Annotated in this window: 15 protein-coding genes and 1 pseudogene; 3 read left to right on the top strand and 13 right to left on the bottom strand. The window is 35.9% G+C overall.

All coding sequences use genetic code 11. The annotated features are described in order from the left end of the window. Nucleotides 1-11: 11 nt before the first annotated feature. The 4 genes from SHYC_RS00765 to SHYC_RS00750 all read right to left on the bottom strand — a co-directional run bounded on the left by SHYC_RS00765 (nucleotide 12) and on the right by SHYC_RS00750 (nucleotide 3,348). Entirely contained in the window at nucleotides 12-464 is a 453-nt protein-coding gene (locus tag SHYC_RS00765) for a TspO/MBR family protein (protein ID WP_327083178.1), read from the bottom strand. Nucleotides 465-541: 77 nt separating this feature from the next. Continuing rightward, nucleotides 542-1,966, bottom strand: a complete 1,425-nt coding sequence (locus SHYC_RS00760) for an NAD(P)H-binding protein (protein WP_052257765.1) — start codon at nucleotides 1,964-1,966, stop codon at nucleotides 542-544. Nucleotides 1,967-2,163: 197 nt separating this feature from the next. Further along, complete coding sequence (locus SHYC_RS00755; protein ID WP_052257764.1) at nucleotides 2,164-2,667, bottom strand: DUF805 domain-containing protein; 504 nt, start codon at nucleotides 2,665-2,667, stop codon at nucleotides 2,164-2,166. A gap of 183 nt (nucleotides 2,668-2,850) precedes the next feature. Further along, entirely contained in the window at nucleotides 2,851-3,348 is a 498-nt protein-coding gene (locus SHYC_RS00750; protein ID WP_039643621.1) for a DUF805 domain-containing protein, read from the bottom strand. 159 nt (nucleotides 3,349-3,507) lie between these two features. Here SHYC_RS00750 and SHYC_RS00745 point away from each other — a divergent pair, with 159 nt between their 5' ends. Then, complete coding sequence (locus tag SHYC_RS00745; RefSeq protein ID WP_039643618.1) at nucleotides 3,508-4,236, top strand: NAD-dependent protein deacylase; 729 nt, start codon at nucleotides 3,508-3,510, stop codon at nucleotides 4,234-4,236. Nucleotides 4,237-4,574: 338 nt separating this feature from the next. On the opposite strand, the gene SHYC_RS00740 is transcribed toward SHYC_RS00745, so the two are convergent. From SHYC_RS00740 to SHYC_RS00705, 8 genes are all read right to left on the bottom strand, one after another. Further along, nucleotides 4,575-5,774, bottom strand: coding sequence for an IS110 family RNA-guided transposase (locus SHYC_RS00740; protein WP_039643616.1), 1,200 nt, complete (start codon nucleotides 5,772-5,774; stop codon nucleotides 4,575-4,577). A 249-nt stretch (nucleotides 5,775-6,023) separates the two neighbouring features. Further along, the gene (locus SHYC_RS00735; RefSeq protein ID WP_039647439.1) at nucleotides 6,024-6,890 is read right to left on the bottom strand and encodes an alpha/beta hydrolase; all 867 of its coding nucleotides are present in this window, start codon (nucleotides 6,888-6,890) and stop codon (nucleotides 6,024-6,026) included. Between the two features lie 155 nt (nucleotides 6,891-7,045). After that, complete coding sequence (gene deoB, locus SHYC_RS00730; protein WP_039643614.1) at nucleotides 7,046-8,221, bottom strand: phosphopentomutase; 1,176 nt, start codon at nucleotides 8,219-8,221, stop codon at nucleotides 7,046-7,048. A gap of 29 nt (nucleotides 8,222-8,250) precedes the next feature. Beyond that, the gene (gene deoC, locus SHYC_RS00725; protein WP_039643612.1) at nucleotides 8,251-8,913 is read right to left on the bottom strand and encodes a deoxyribose-phosphate aldolase; all 663 of its coding nucleotides are present in this window, start codon (nucleotides 8,911-8,913) and stop codon (nucleotides 8,251-8,253) included. Between the two features lie 12 nt (nucleotides 8,914-8,925). Continuing rightward, complete coding sequence (locus SHYC_RS00720; protein ID WP_039643610.1) at nucleotides 8,926-10,287, bottom strand: tetracycline resistance MFS efflux pump; 1,362 nt, start codon at nucleotides 10,285-10,287, stop codon at nucleotides 8,926-8,928. A 10-nt stretch (nucleotides 10,288-10,297) separates the two neighbouring features. Next, a complete protein-coding gene (deoD, locus tag SHYC_RS00715) occupies nucleotides 10,298-11,005 on the bottom strand; it encodes a purine-nucleoside phosphorylase (RefSeq protein ID WP_039643608.1) in 708 nt (235 codons plus the stop codon). A 225-nt stretch (nucleotides 11,006-11,230) separates the two neighbouring features. Further along, on the bottom strand, nucleotides 11,231-11,974 hold the full coding sequence (locus SHYC_RS00710) for a GntR family transcriptional regulator (RefSeq protein ID WP_039643606.1): 744 nt from the start codon (nucleotides 11,972-11,974) through the stop codon (nucleotides 11,231-11,233). Nucleotides 11,975-12,272: 298 nt separating this feature from the next. Continuing rightward, a complete protein-coding gene (locus tag SHYC_RS00705) occupies nucleotides 12,273-13,025 on the bottom strand; it encodes a CPBP family intramembrane glutamic endopeptidase (protein WP_039643604.1) in 753 nt (250 codons plus the stop codon). Between the two features lie 657 nt (nucleotides 13,026-13,682). Here SHYC_RS00705 and spa point away from each other — a divergent pair. Both spa and SHYC_RS12680 read left to right on the top strand, forming a co-directional pair. Next, nucleotides 13,683-14,480: pseudogene (gene spa, locus SHYC_RS12685) on the top strand (staphylococcal protein A); the annotation flags it as partial. 267 nt (nucleotides 14,481-14,747) lie between these two features. Next, nucleotides 14,748-14,939 carry a hypothetical protein gene (locus SHYC_RS12680; protein ID WP_442538124.1) on the top strand — a complete coding sequence of 64 codons (192 nt, stop codon included), beginning with the start codon at nucleotides 14,748-14,750 and terminating at the stop codon, nucleotides 14,937-14,939. Between the two features lie 78 nt (nucleotides 14,940-15,017). On the opposite strand, the gene SHYC_RS00695 is transcribed toward SHYC_RS12680, so the two are convergent. Further along, nucleotides 15,018-15,758, bottom strand: a complete 741-nt coding sequence (locus SHYC_RS00695; protein WP_052257763.1) for a CPBP family intramembrane glutamic endopeptidase — start codon at nucleotides 15,756-15,758, stop codon at nucleotides 15,018-15,020. Nucleotides 15,759-15,776: the final 18 nt, after the last annotated feature.

Below are 15,776 nucleotides of genomic sequence, written 5' to 3'. Positions count from 1 at the left end.
TCCCTAGACGACTAATATGTTGATTGATTTTTATTTAAACTATAACTCCCTGTTGTAATGTATGAGGCAAACGCACACCAAGCAACATAAGGTAAAAACAACACGCCTGCAATCTGAGATTTTCTAAAAAACTGTACCGTTGTAACCATGACAGCACCGAGTAACAGAAAGCTTTCGATCACCGCAACACCACGCCACTTCAACCTGAAATAGATGAATGCCCATGCATAGTTTAAAGCCAACTGAGTATAATACAGGAAAGACGTTACATAAGAACGGTGTTTTTGCGATACGAGCGCATGCGCAATACCCATTGAAGTATATAACACAGACCAAACAATTGGAAAGACAAAGCCAGGTGGTGAAAAAGGCGGCGTTTTCGTTTCAGCATAATCATCTCGTGCATTTCGAACGATAATACCTCCTATCATTTGCCCCCCTAATAAAGGGCTGACGCCTCTCATGAACTGTTTAAGATTCCTATATTTTGACATCGTCATCTTCCTTTCTTCCATACATTTCCCGGGAAACACTTCATATTTTATGATTTTTTCCTCGCATCACTTTCACGCACCAAACGCGCTTTTGCATCGTACGAAAGCTTCAACTTTAATTTAAATGCATTCATAACGGCTTTATGCACTTTCGCTTGGGTGAATTTATAAAACCACCACGGCAACGTCGGTTGATACTCTTGAAGCGCTATGATACAGTCCTCAGAATCTGGCAATCTTCTAAATTCTAAACGCGCATTGCCCCCATTATCCGCTAGCGCAAAATCTCCTCCTACGATATGAAACATAACTTTATCAAAATGGGAGGCGTTTTTATCTTTTTTCAGACACAATAATGTTTTATTTAAAAATGGAACTTGAATTGTAAATACATCGTCTTCCAAGCGACTATGCACGAGGTAGAACGTAATGGTATTTAAAAATTCTGCATACGTTGTCGCGAGCACATTCATATCTACTGATTGCGGTAATGAAACCCTTGATATGGACCGCACATCTTTAATTTTTAATTGACTTGAAGGTGACTTTTTAGACTTCGCTTTTTGCGCTTTTTGTTCCTCTTCTAATGCTTGACGTACACTTTCTTTGAAATCAATACGACCGATTGAAATTCCTTCTACACTATTTTTATCATGACGCGTCATATCATGAACCAAACTATCCATTAACGGATACACCATCTCTTTAGGCACACCGGAAATCAGTTTTACCCAAAATTTACTTAACCAAATGGGAATAATAGGTAAATCAGCCATGGGGAGACGCTTACCGAGCACTTCTGCCGTTTGACGAAATAAATCTTTATACGTCATATGCGTTGGACCACCAATATCTATTGCTTCATTTTGTTGCGGCTGTCGTTTCACGAGTGCGTTTAACCCATGTATGACGTCATCTATCGCTACAGGCAACGTAGTATGGTACGCCCACTTAGGTAGAAGCAAACCAGGTAAACGTTCTACCAATGTTTTTAAAATCGGGTACGAACTCCCTTTTGATCCTATAATTAGACCTGCACGCAGTGTACTCACAGGTACCCCATACGATCCTAAAATACGTTCGCACTCAAGACGGCTTCTTAAATGTGGCGATAATTTTTCATCTTCTGGAATGAGACCGCTCATATAGATGATATGTTTTACATTATTGGCACGTGCTGCTTGTGCAAAATTATCCGCTAACAACGCATCCATATCTTCGAAACTTGCTTGTGTTAATTTTGCAGAAGGCATCATTGAATGCACCAAATAAATCGCAATATCGACACCTTCCATTACCTCTGTGATTTCCTCAATATCAAATAAATCCGCTGATTTCCAAGTCACATTCGCCTCATTTTCTTTATTCTCGATATGACGCGAAATGGCTACAATCTCGTAATCGTTTTTTAATCTATGCATTAAATGGCCACCGATATAACCAGAGGCCCCGGTTAATAATACTTTAGTCATGACTTTCACCAACTTTTGTTTAGTAAAAAATTGAGTAGGACACACTTTCCATACTCACTTTAAGTTTTATCTATCGTATATATTAGTTTTAATTGTTCATGCTGCTCTACTACCCTTTTCTATTGAAAGCAAACCTTCTCACATGCGAAAAAGCCTAATGGAATCCTTTCACCATTAAGCTCATTTTAAAGCAATATCTATGAAACGTGTGACGTTTTTGTGTTTTGCATCATACTTGCAGTACCATCATTTCCATATTGGTTCGGTGCAGTGTTTCCTCTTGAAGCCATAAGAATGAAAGTGTAGAATAACAATCCGATTAACGCGATACCGCTGATAAATACAAATATGATGAGAATACTTTCTGCAAAAGGACTTGTTACAACCCCTGTTGGCACTAAGATAAAGATAAAAAATAAAAATGTTCCAATATAACTCGCAGCGTTAAATATAATCGCTAAGAACATCGTACGGTCCACGTCATGTAAACGGCGCGTCATCACTGCCAAGTTCGGTATAAAAATCATCAAACTAAAGATATAGCTAGATCGTTCAGAAACTAACAATGACAATAACGTCATAATGACCGCATTAATCCATAAAGGATGCCAAAATTCTTTACGTGTCGAACGTCCCTTAATATCAAAAAGGCGTGTCCAAAATAGCTTGTAACATGATACAACAGTCTGTGGCTGGTTCATAGTAGCACTCCTCACTATATATAATTTTCTTATAAATCTTATATATATTTTATCATGTCACGTATCTAGGTCACATTAAGGCTATATTAATTAAAATTAAATCAATATAAGGTATGGTGAATAAAAAGAAATATAAAAAATCCCGATGAATGATTAATCTGATTCATTGGGATTTTTGAAATATCATTTATTAGTAGTTGTAGAATTTAATAAACCGCACGTACCATCGGCACCATACTTGTTTGGGTTTTCGTCACCTTTAATACACATCAAAATAAGTGAATAAATCGTCATAATAAGCAAAATAACGATAAAAATAATGATGACCACAAAATAGCCGCTTCCCATTGGCAATGCATCGTCAGACATAAAGCTCAATGACACATTCATCAACTCCGCGATCGTCACTATTAAAGTGAAAGCATTAAGCACAATGGCCAAGAACATCGTGTGATTCGTATCATGTAAACGCCTTGCCATAACTGTTAACATCGGTATAAAAATAATTAAAGAGAATATATCAACTACAACTTCGTGCGCAATTTTTTCTAATAGAAAGATCAATACTAAATTAATCCATAAAGGATGCCAAAATTCTTTACGTGTTGCGCGTCCACGAAAATCAAATGCGCGTGTCCAAAAAAGCTTATAACAAGATAATACATTTTGTGTTTGATTCATCGTTGCACCTCTTTTGTAATAATATCTTTGTTTTTAAAAATAATAACACAATAATTTAATAATTCATACAATATGACATTAAAATGTCATACATATTTGATTAATGTTTTTAGCACTTCTAAAATGAAGATATCAAAAGCGTTTACCGGAGGGATTTTTTTGAACGATAACGTAACTCAACTTAAACAAATCATTGCCCAATCTAGCAAAATCGTCTTTTTTACAGGCGCTGGTATCTCAGTTGCCAGTGGCATACCCGATTTTCGTTCAGTTGGAGGAATTAATGAGAAGATTGCTAAAACAGGACATGCGCCTGAATATATATTAAGCGTCGATTATTTAAACGATGACCCTCAAGGTTTTATGTCTTTTTGCTTTGACTATTTGTTATTTGCAGATAAAACACCCAATATTGTGCATAACTGGATTGCACAACTTGAGAGAGAAGGACGCAGTTTAGGTGTGGTGACGCAAAATATTGATAGCTTACATTCTGATGCTGGCAGTCACAAAGTTGATGAATTACACGGAACGATGAATCGCTTTTACTGCACACATTGTCATGCACAGTATACAAAATCAAATGTTTTAGCCCATCATCTTCACCAATGCGACCAATGTGGCGGGCACATTCGCCCTGCCATTGTGTTATATGGTGAGATGTTAGACCAAGAAACGTTAATGCGTGCCATGTACAAAATTAGCGATGCTGATACATTGATTGTGCTAGGGTCATCACTCATTGTCCAACCTGCAGCTGGGCTCGTTTCGAATTTTGCTGGCAAACACCTTGTGATTATAAATCAGGATCCAACACCGTATGATAATCAAGCTGACCTTGTTATTCATGAGGATATGGTTAACATCATCCAGGAACTTAACCCATAGAAATATGGCTACGACATAGCTACCCTGTTAATCAAAAAAACCAACAAAATTCTTCGTACATGAACTTTGTTGGTTATATTTAGTCTTTATGAGGGGAAGCGTGATGAATTAAAATACCACCTTGATTGCTTCCTTAGTCGAAACCGAAAATCCATTTTGAGGTAAGACGTCTAGAAATGCGGGACGCTAGGAGCAATTAAAAAATGAAATGATTTATGTCCCTGCTCCTTTCCTACAATTAGTCAAGTGTTTTCAACTTATTTTAAGCATACTCAAATAAACCTTATTATTTTAAAAATTTTAATAAGGTGTTATGCTTGAATTGTTCGTATGATTAATCAATGTGGTGACATTTCATAATCATATGTACAATTATTCATAATTAAGTAGTGAATCGTTTTAAGTAGTTTGTTGATACACGCTACTATTGCAGTCTTGTGGGGCTTTCCATAAGGCTGCGATTTTAATTTATAGTAATAATCATTGATGTGGTTTCGAAATCTAGATTGCCCTCTAATTATATTCAGAACAATTAAATATAATAACTTTCTTGCCTTTTTATTTCCTCTACGGTTAATAGTATCTTTATAATGTGATTGTCCTGATTGATATCTACGAATATCAATACCAACGTAAGCATTTAATTTTTTATGACTAGAAAATCTTCTAATATCCCCTAATTCTCCGATAAATAAAGCTGTTGTTAGTCTTCCAAAACCAGGAATAGAAAGAAGAATTTCGAATTCCGGAAGTTGTTGGGCTAAATTAATCATTTCTTGACTGTAATGTTTTCTTTCTTCTTGAAGATGTAAAAGGCTTTTAGCTACGAATCTTACTTTTTTAACTAAAAAATGATCTTTAGATACGCACGGAAAACTTTCATTAGCTAAATGAATAAGCTTGTCTCCGTAGTTTTCAATTTTAATAGCGCTCATACCCTTTAAGGAAGCATTGGAAATCACTTCTGTGATTTCTTCTTTAGTCAAGTCACTCACCATTGAAGCATGCGGAAAAACATGAGCTAAATTCAGACTTATAGTTGAATATCTATTTTTAAATAATTTTTCAAAAAAGGGGAAAGTTTGATGCATTGTTTCAAGTAATTGAACTTTAAGAACGTTTTCTTGTTTCTCTAGTTCCAAATAAAAGCGAGCATACTCCTTTAGTTCGTCATATAGCTCACGATTTTGATGTTTAGACGTTAATGAAGGTAAACTATATCCTAAGAGTGCCAATTTATGTGCATCCGCTTTATCTGTTTTATTAGCTCGGAGTGATTTCGTTTTAAAATTAGCTTCTAGAGGATTTAATTCGTAGAACTTAAATCGATTATTCGTACAAAAATCACAAATTGGTCTAGAATAGACACCTGTAGATTCGTATATAATGATTGGATTATCTAACGAAGATATATAAACTCGAAATTTTTGAAATGACTGTTTCGTATGAGTGAGCAAGAATTCATTAATTAGTTTTTGGTCTTCATAATGTGCAATGTAGCTCTGATTTTTACTTACATCAAGCCCTAAATAATGCATAGAAAATCACCTCATTTTTGGATTTGAGAAGTTTCTCTTCACTATGACCTTTTTCATCTCTTTTTCCTATACACGGTTTCAAGAACCCAACATACTTAAACGAATTTCAAAAGGAGAGTGAAGCTGATCAGTTTATAGTACGGTTTAATTAACCAAGGAGCTGGACGATCTACTTCTCTCTACCACTATAAAAAATAGCGGTGAAGAATTCTATCGTCATAAAATTCCTCACCGCTAATCTTAGTATGTTTATTTCCCCCATAAAAAGGGAAGGATATCGTTGGCAACATCTGGATTGTCATGTATCGCAGAATGTTCCGCATCTTCCCCTTCATACTTGAGTTCCTGATAGCGTTTAGGGCTATCGCCTAACAAATATTTCAAAGACTTTGACGAGCTTGCTGAAACGATGCCATCAGAATGTGTGCCATCCAAGATATCTCCATAAATGTTTAATACTTCAATGTCTTTCCCTTTATAGACATCTTTTAGCTTACGAAACCCTTGATAAGGCGGAATCATACGACTGGGCTTACCATTTTGATCCACTTTCACTTCGTTGATATCTTCATTTTGACCGAGAACACCATTATATGTGCCTGCAATATTTACTTCTTTCTTCAGTTGAGGTAACGATGTGTCATTGCCATAATTTAGCATATATTGGGCAAATGACGTATTACCCATAGAATGACCCACAAAATTAAAGTGTTTAAACTGATACTGATTTTGGAGTTGTGTTAACACATTTTTAATCCATTTGGCATTGGCATTTAAGTCCATATTGTCGTTATCTTCTAATTCAATTTGTACGATAGGGTTTACCGCATTTTTGGAAAGTACACCCTCAAACGTCACTGCACCATTACTTGCCACATGTGCAACGATGACATCTTGTGTGACCCCTCTATTTTGTGCTTGTTGAATTAAATAGCTCAGTGAATTTAATGTGCCACTTGTGCCGTGCAAAAACAATGTCGGTGTATGATCATTGATATAATTGGCATGCGCATTTTCATAACGTGTTGCATCTTTATGAATAGCAATAAAACCCACAACAATTGCAAGCACGATCACTGTAATGACACCACTTATCCATATTTTTATTTTTTTCACACACGTAACCTCGATTCTCCCAAATAACTTAATTTTCATTCCCCTGTGTTGCGCATCGATTGCATAGTACTATACCCGTTTTTTACTCATAATAAAATACACGAGATAAGAAGTCACGACTTTTTTAGTCTGCACTTATCTCGTGTAACATTGTTTTATTTTAAATCGTTTAAATAACTGTGACCAAATTCTGGTAGTTTCACGCCGAAGTTATCGGCAATTGTGGCTCCAATTGAACTGAACGTCGTATCGCCATCGAGCGCATGGCCTTCTTTGAATTTTGGGCTATACCATAGTACTGGAATGTATTCACGTGTGTGATCTGTACCTTCAGCTGTTGGGTCATTTCCATGGTCTGCTGTAATGATTAATAAATCATCTTCACGCATGTGGCCAAATAATTCAGGTAAGCGATTATCAAAATCTTTTATCGCTTGGGCGTAACCTGGTTTGTCACGGCGATGACCATATAATGCGTCAAAATCGACTAAGTTTAAAAAACTTAAACCTTTAAAGTCTTTTTGGACGATTTTCATTAATTGGTCCATACCGTCCATGTTACTCTTCGTACGGACAGCTTCAGTGACCCCTTCGCCATCATAGATGTCATTAATTTTACCAATCGCAATAACGTCATAACCGTCATCTTTCAAAGCATTCATGACCGTCGCGCCAAATGGTTTTAACGCATAGTCATGACGGTTACTTGTACGCGTAAAGTTGCCTGGCTCACCCACGTATGGGCGTGCGATAATACGACCGATTAAATATTTCGGATCTTTTGTGAGTTCACGAACTTTTTCGCAAATGTCATACAGCTCTTCTAAAGGAATGATATCTTCGTGTGCTGCGATTTGAAGCACAGGGTCTGCCGACGTATAGACAATTAAGTCTCCTGTCTTCATTTGATGTTCGCCCCACTCATCGATAATTTGTGTACCAGATGCTGGGCGGTTTGCGACCACTTTACGACCTGTCATCGCTTCAATCTCTTGAATAAGTTCCTCTGGAAAACCGTCTGGGTAGACTTTAAACGGCTGCATGATATTTAAACCCATCATTTCCCAGTGTCCTGTCATTGTATCTTTTCCGACTGAGGCTTCACTCAACTTATGATAGTACGCCATTGGATGGTCCACTCGGTCGATGACCGGTAAAGCATCGATGTTACCGAGCCCAAGTTTTTCTAAGTTGGGTAATGATTGATCAAAACCTTCTAACGTATGACGGAGTGTATGTGACCCTTCGTCACCAAATTTGTGGGCATCAGGCGCTTCACCAATTCCCACAGAGTCCATTACGATTAAATGTACACGGTTAAATGTTGCCATTGTAACCCCTCCTTATGTCTGATGCTTGCTTAGTAATCTGAATCGGATTCTAAACCTTGCATAATTTGAACGCCAGCACTTGCACCGATACGTGTCGCACCTGCATCAATCATTGCTTTAAAATCATCTAAATTACGTACACCGCCGGACGCTTTCACTTCAAGTGCATCGCCTACTGTTTCTTTCATTAACTTCACGTCCGCGACTGTTGCGCCACCCCCTGCGAATCCTGTAGATGTTTTCACAAATGTCGCTTGTGCTGCTTTTGATAATTCACATGCTTTCACTTTCTCGTCATCTGTTAATAATGTCGTCTCAATAATGACTTTAACTGTTTTTCCTTGTGCAGCTTTTACGACAGCTTCGATGTCTTTTTGAACATCATCATAACGACCGTCTTTTAATGCGCCGATGTTGATCACCATATCAATTTCATCAGCCCCATTGTCAATTGCGTTTGTCGTTTCGAACGCTTTTACTTCAGGTGTATTCGCACCTAATGGGAACCCAATAACCGTACATACTAAGACATCTGAATCTGCCAATTTCTCATGGGCATACGCAACATGTGTAGGATTAACGCAAATAGATTTAAAGTGATAATTTTTTGCCTCTTCAATAATGTTGTCGATTTGTGCACGTGTCGACTCCGGTTTTAAAAGTGTATGATCAATATATTTTTCAAAATTCATATTCAAACTCCTTTAACTTTCTTTACTAACTTCCGATTTTGTCCATCTATTCAATATTATAAATAATGCTAGACCCACCAAACTCATCAAACCAAGTATAAACAAGATAACGCCAAAATGCGTTTCAACAGCATTATTTCCAGGGAAATTCAACGCTTTTAAATCAATTAAAGCAGCTGCGATTGCTATTCCGACTGAAACTGCCACGTTAATAATTAAATTGTAGAATCCAATTGCGACACCTGTCATATGAATATCAATAGTGCGAATCGTTTCGTTCAATAATGGTGCATACATTAACGCAAAGCTACCTGCAAAGAAGATCATCGAAATCACAAATATTGAGACGTGTTGACCTACAGTAAATGATGGTAAGAATAGGCTGAGTGCAATGAGAACAATTGCTGTAATCGTTGCTTGTTTGGATGTTAAGTAATTACCAATTTTCCCACTCAATGCCCCTGTAACCACTGCAACTAAATAACCTGGAATTAATAAGAGTGACGTTGTATCTAATTCAAAATGATAAATTTGTTGCATGATAAATGGGAATGTAAAAATATAGCCCAATTGAATCGCATACATGACAAATACAATAAATAAGAATGATGCATAGCGTTTGTTTTGGAAAAATGATTTATCCACTAGTGGATGTTTGGCATTTTTAATGTATAACGCAAATACTGCTATGGCAATCAATGCGCCAATCATATATAACCAATTAAAGTTGGTGATAAATAACATCACTGTTGTCGCAATAGTTGCTACTAAAATCAATCCAATAAAGTCCAAATGGGCTTTATTTGTATTATTTTCTTTTGGTAATAATTTAAATAAAAATGGCAATGTAAATATCACAATTAATGCGATGAGAAACATGTTTGTCCAATGTAAATACGTTGAAATAAATCCACCAGACAATGTCCCAATAACAAGTGATAAGGAATAGCTACTCGTACTCAATCCAAGATATGTTTTCTGATCATCTTTAGATAAATACTTTGCGACATAAATGACATATAACGTTTCTGCTGCAGCAAGTCCTGCTGTTTGGATAATACGGCCTGCCAATACGAGCGCAAATTGATGTTGGAAAATATAGCCAATAATTGACCCGATAATAATTAAAAATACACCATAAATAAATAATGTACGAATGCTAATGGCATCAGATAAAGACGCATATACCACTGCACCGATCCCAATTACTAGACCCGCAAGTGTCGCTTGCCAACTCACGGTCGTCACTGAAATATTTAAATCATCAGCAATTGCAACTGAAATGAGCTTAAATGAATTATCAATGACTAAACTGAAAACGAATAAAAATAGTAATATTGGTACAGCTCTTTTAACTTTGACATAATCCATCATGACTCACCTCTTATGCTAAAGAAAGTGCAATTTCAATCATATCCGTAAACGCACGTTCTCTTTCTTCTGGAGTCGTAAATTCTTCTCGAATTAAGTGATCGCTCACGGTAAAAATACCTAAAGCTTCAACGCCCGCATACGTCGCATTCATATAAAGTGCTGCAGATTCCATTTCAACACCTAAAATACCCATGCGCATCCAACGTTTTGATGCTGTCTCATCTGCGTTGTAGAAAATGTCGCTCGATAAAATATTCCCTACATGATATGTTGTTCCGTTGTCACGTGCTTTAGCTACGGCTTTTTCAAGTAAATGATATGATGCAATTGGTGAAAAATGACCTGGTAATTGATACTGATTAACATAATTTGAATCCGTAGACGCGCCTTGCGCAATGATCACATCATACAAGTTAATATTTTCTTGCATCGCTCCGCAAGAACCTACACGGATTAATTTTTTACAGCCAAATGTATGAATTAACTCATAAGAGTAGATGCCTATAGACGGAATCCCCATGCCTGAGCCCATCACAGACACTTTCTTGCCTTTGTACGTTCCCGTATATCCATACATATTACGTACCGTATTAAATTGTTGTACGTCTTCTAAATACGTTTCAGCAATAAATTTTGCGCGTAATGGGTCCCCTGGTAATAACACCGTTTCGGCGATTTCCACGTCGTTCATCGGTTTAATATGTGGTGTTGCTTTCATAATAAAAACCCCCAATAATTTGTCTATATATTTGTCTATTTGTCTAACCACTTATATAATACATGATGTAGATAGCGCTTTCAATATGTAAAATATGACAACTTTTAGAACAACCTTCTCACTGTGTGCTGTCCTACACCTAGCCTTAGACTACACAAAAAAGCCACACTGCTATTGCAGTATCGCTTCTTCATATTCCTTATTTATTTTATCCAAGAACATTGTCTAATTTGTATGATCTGTTCTCACACGTGAGACGATGATTTCAAAACGTTCTTGCGGTAAATACCATTTATTAACTAAAATTGGACTCGTGTGATTACCATATACATTTTCAACGACAAGCCAACATGAAGCGCCGCCTTCAAAAATATGCTTATGATTTTTAAAGATAGGTGCTTTTGTAATCGAGTATTTCAAATCAGATTGGTATGCATTCATATAAACTGTTTCTTCTACAAATTGACGCATTTGACGTTCACTTTGAGTATTAATTTTAAAAGTATCAATGACATTCACTGGAATAAATGTAAAACACAGTGCATCTGCATGGTTACTTTCATTATCTTTTTCAAAATAATAACGCTCCATTGCAATGACAGCAGAAGGATGATCTGTAAATAGATGGTTCGTATACTCACTTTCTAAATCTACACGATAGTTCAATGAACCTAACGTCATAGCGTGGCGTGACATTTGATGTAGCGGGTGTTCTAACAATGTCACACTTGATGCGTGATGTACCCTCATTTGCGGAATGACAATGTGACCTTTACCACGAATACTTTCAATCACACCATCTTCAACGAGAATTTTAATCGCTTGACGTAATGTCATCCGACTCACACCAAAACGCTCACACAATACTTTCTCAGTTGGGAGTGCTTGCCCTCCTGGAAACTTTCCCATTTGAATCTCTTCGAACAACGTATTATAAATGTTTAAAAACTTTGGCTGCGATTGTGTCACAAAACAACCTCCAATATTTTAACGTTTCCCTTTTTATCATACAATAAGATGATTCCAAATGGCATACATGTTTACAGAAAATCAATGATTTCTAAAAGTCTATACCCAAAATGCAAAAGTCATTCATCCTAAAAAGAAACCTGAATCCACACATCAAACGTGACTTTAATGACAATCGTGGCATTTACAGTATTTAAAAAGGCTTCAAGATTCATTAAAAGAATCCCAAAACCTTTATTAAACGTAATATTTGATTTTATAACATCTTGCCGACCATATCAGATATATCCATGAATGCCTATGGCTTTTCTGGGTTTTCTTCTATCTTTCTACCGAAAGGCGGCATTTTAATCATGTGAACTAATAATATCGCCGTAACAATATACAATGAGTATTCAATCACATTTAAAAATTGTTGTGCATATTTAAACGCATCGTATACATTTGAGATAAAAATATAGTCCCAAAACATGTGAAACAATATTGGGAAAATAATTTGTCGAGTATAGACGTAGAGTACACCTAAGAAGAGTCCAATAGGAATCGTTGTCACAGCTTGTAAAGTTGCATCAGGTAATGGCAAGCCACCTACGACATTCTTCAAATGTAATAGCGCAAAAAGGAGTGCTGAAATCAAGACCGCGTAGATTGGTTTCATATGACGTGCAAGTCCCCCAAGTAAAATCCCTCTGAATGCGCCTTCTTCCGCAATACCTATAATTAATGAAGTCACGAGTGGAAACAAATAAAGCGGTGTGAAACTAAACGTTGCACTTGCTGTAATGAGTGCCAAAACCGTCAATGTTACAAAGGGAATAAATGGTAAGAAGTAAAAAAATGTTTTCTCTGGTTTCGGCGTTTGCATTGAAAATGACGCTCTATAACGTAAACCATAAATACTAGCCATCAGAGCTAAAATCACAAGTACTGCAATATAGGAGAATAGGAAATTCTCAGTACCATATTCGATACCCAGCCCAAAGTTCATAATACTCATACCTAAACCTGAGACAATAAAATATGCGATGATGAACTTAGTGTGTTTTTCCATACGAACCACTCACTTTCTCTCTATAAATTTTTTGGTCTTGCTCTATTGGGAGATCCAGAACATGCATGACTCGAATCAAACAAGACTTACTCATTTACATTATAAAACATTTATTTTTTATATATTAAAAAATTAAGATAGATTTAAAATTAATCTTAAATGGTCCCCTAAATTAGCAAAACGACAATTCAACTAAAAAACAACCCTATATTGATTAATCACTAAAGTTTATTTAGCAACAAATGATAATAATGGTGACTTTCAAGTGATTATAAACAATTTAAATAGCAAAAAAATGAATAGAAGCACAAAATATTCACAAAAATTTTTCTCAAAACACCCTTTTGTAAAACGCTTTCAGAAAATATTTTTTCTTATTTTCATCATTATTACACTTAAAAGCAAAAATTTAACGTAATGACTACACATCTCAACTTAATATCCAAATTCAAGTTTGCACAACCATATTTCGCATAACATGATTTTGGGCTTTTTTTGTTATACAAAATAAGTAATTATAATTTATAAACCCTTAAAAATAAACAACATCAAAACGCTTAAAGATTTTATTTTTAGAAATTGCACTAGATTTTTATTTCTAAATATTGTAGCCTTAAATTGAGCTTTTTAATATTTTATTTAAAAGGGGATGTCTCCATGGAAAACAAACAATTTTTTAGTATTCGTAAATTCTCTGTAGGTGTCGGTTCATGTTTAATAGCAAGTTCTTTATTACTTGGATCTACTACCTTAGCTGCTGAAGAAACAAGCCCAGTTGATGCACAACAAAATGCATTCTATGAAATCGTAAATTTACCGAACCTAACTGACGAACAGCGTAACGGCTATATTCAAAGTCTTAAGGATGATCCAAGTGTAAGCGCAAACATTTTACAACAAGCTCAAGCTACTAATGCAAATCAAGCGCCTGCTCAACCAGCACCTAACTTTGATGCTGCACAACAAAACGCGTTTTATGAAATCGTAAATTTACCGAACCTAACTGACGAACAGCGTAACGGCTATATTCAAAGTCTTAAAGATGATCCGAGTGTAAGCGCTGATATTTTACAACAAGCTCAAGCTACTAATGCAAATCAAGCGCCTGCTCAACCAGCACCTAACTTTGATGCTGCACAACAAAATGCATTTTATGAAATTTTAAATTTACCATACTTATCTGAAGAACAACGCAATGGTTTTATCCAATCTCTTAAAGATGACCCAAGTGTAAGTAATGATATTCTTGCGGAAGCTAAAAAAGCAAATGACGCACAAGCACCTCAACCAGAAAATAACTTTAATGAGGCTCAACAAAACGCATTTTACGAAATTTTACACTTGCCATATTTAACTGAAGAACAACGCAACGGGTTTATTCAATCTCTTAAAGATGATCCAAGTGTAAGTAATGATATTCTTGCTGAAGCTAAAAAATTGAATGACAGTCAAGCACCTCAAACTGAAGATAACAACAACTCTTCTGAAGATAATAGTAACGGCAAAACGACACCACAAGACAAAAATGACAATTCAAAAGTAGACAGTACGGATAAAAATAATGACACTAGCACTACTCCTAAGCAAGATAAAGCATCCACAACGCAAACAGGTAAAGATTCGTATGTAGTTCAAAAAGGGGATACATTAGAATCGATTGCTAAAAAACGTGGCACTTCAGTTGATCAATTAGTTAAAGACAATCAATTAGCTGACAAAAATATGATTCTACCTGGTCAAAAACTAGTAGTGAACCACGTTGAATCTCCAAAAAATGCATCATCAAAAGCATTAAAAACTTTACCAGAAACAGGTTCTACTGGTCATGAAGACTTATTCGGCACGACACTTGCAGGCGGTTTAAGTTTAGCATTAGGTGCATTGTTATTAGGACGTCATCGAAAAACTAACTAAAAATTTATTTAAATTCCTCTAGACATAATCAATAACCCGTTCATTACATTGGGAGCGTAATGAACGGGTTATTTGTATTTAATGTTTGATAGAGGTGTCGCCACTTTTCGGCATAAGCGTTTGTACATTTCTCATTTTCCAAAGAATCCAAACGATAACGATAACTTCTAATACTACTGTGCCAATAAATAACATTGGTGCAAAGGATACGGAACCTAATCCGTTATTTAAGAAAACATAATCCCAAATGAAATGGAAGAAAATTGGGTATAAAATGTTTCGTGTATAAATATACACAGCTCCTAAAAAGATACCCATCAATAACGTTGATAGCATTTGGTTCAAGACATCGCTAAACGTCACACCACCAAGAACATTTAATAAGTGCAACGCAGCAAATAAAACAGCTGATAAAAATACAGCATAAATAGGTTTCATGCGTCGTGCCAATCCACCTAAAATAATACCTCTAAACGCGCCTTCTTCTGCAATACCAATCAATATCGCATCAATCATTGGCAATACAAACATTAAATCTGCATTGGCATTTTCTACTAAAGTGAATATACCAAGTAGCGTAATAGTAATAAATGGTAAAATGAATAACCATCCGTGCCCACTTGCTGGCGCTAACACGAGTGATGATTTATGACGCAATCCATAAATGACAGTCATTATAGCAAGTATTGCCATGAACGGCAAAAAGGTTTGTCCAAAATGTGCTGATTCATATGACGTATTGAACACGTGTTTTGTAATAATCAAACCCAAACCCATGACAAACATATAAAGCGCTAAAAATAAATAATGCTTTTTCATGTGCATCCCTCTTTCTTA

It is taken from the genome of Staphylococcus hyicus, from assembly GCF_000816085.1.
GTDB lineage: Bacteria > Bacillota > Bacilli > Staphylococcales > Staphylococcaceae > Staphylococcus > Staphylococcus hyicus.
Note: the sequence above shows the minus strand (reverse complement) of the source record. Positions and strands in the feature narration are given on the sequence as shown.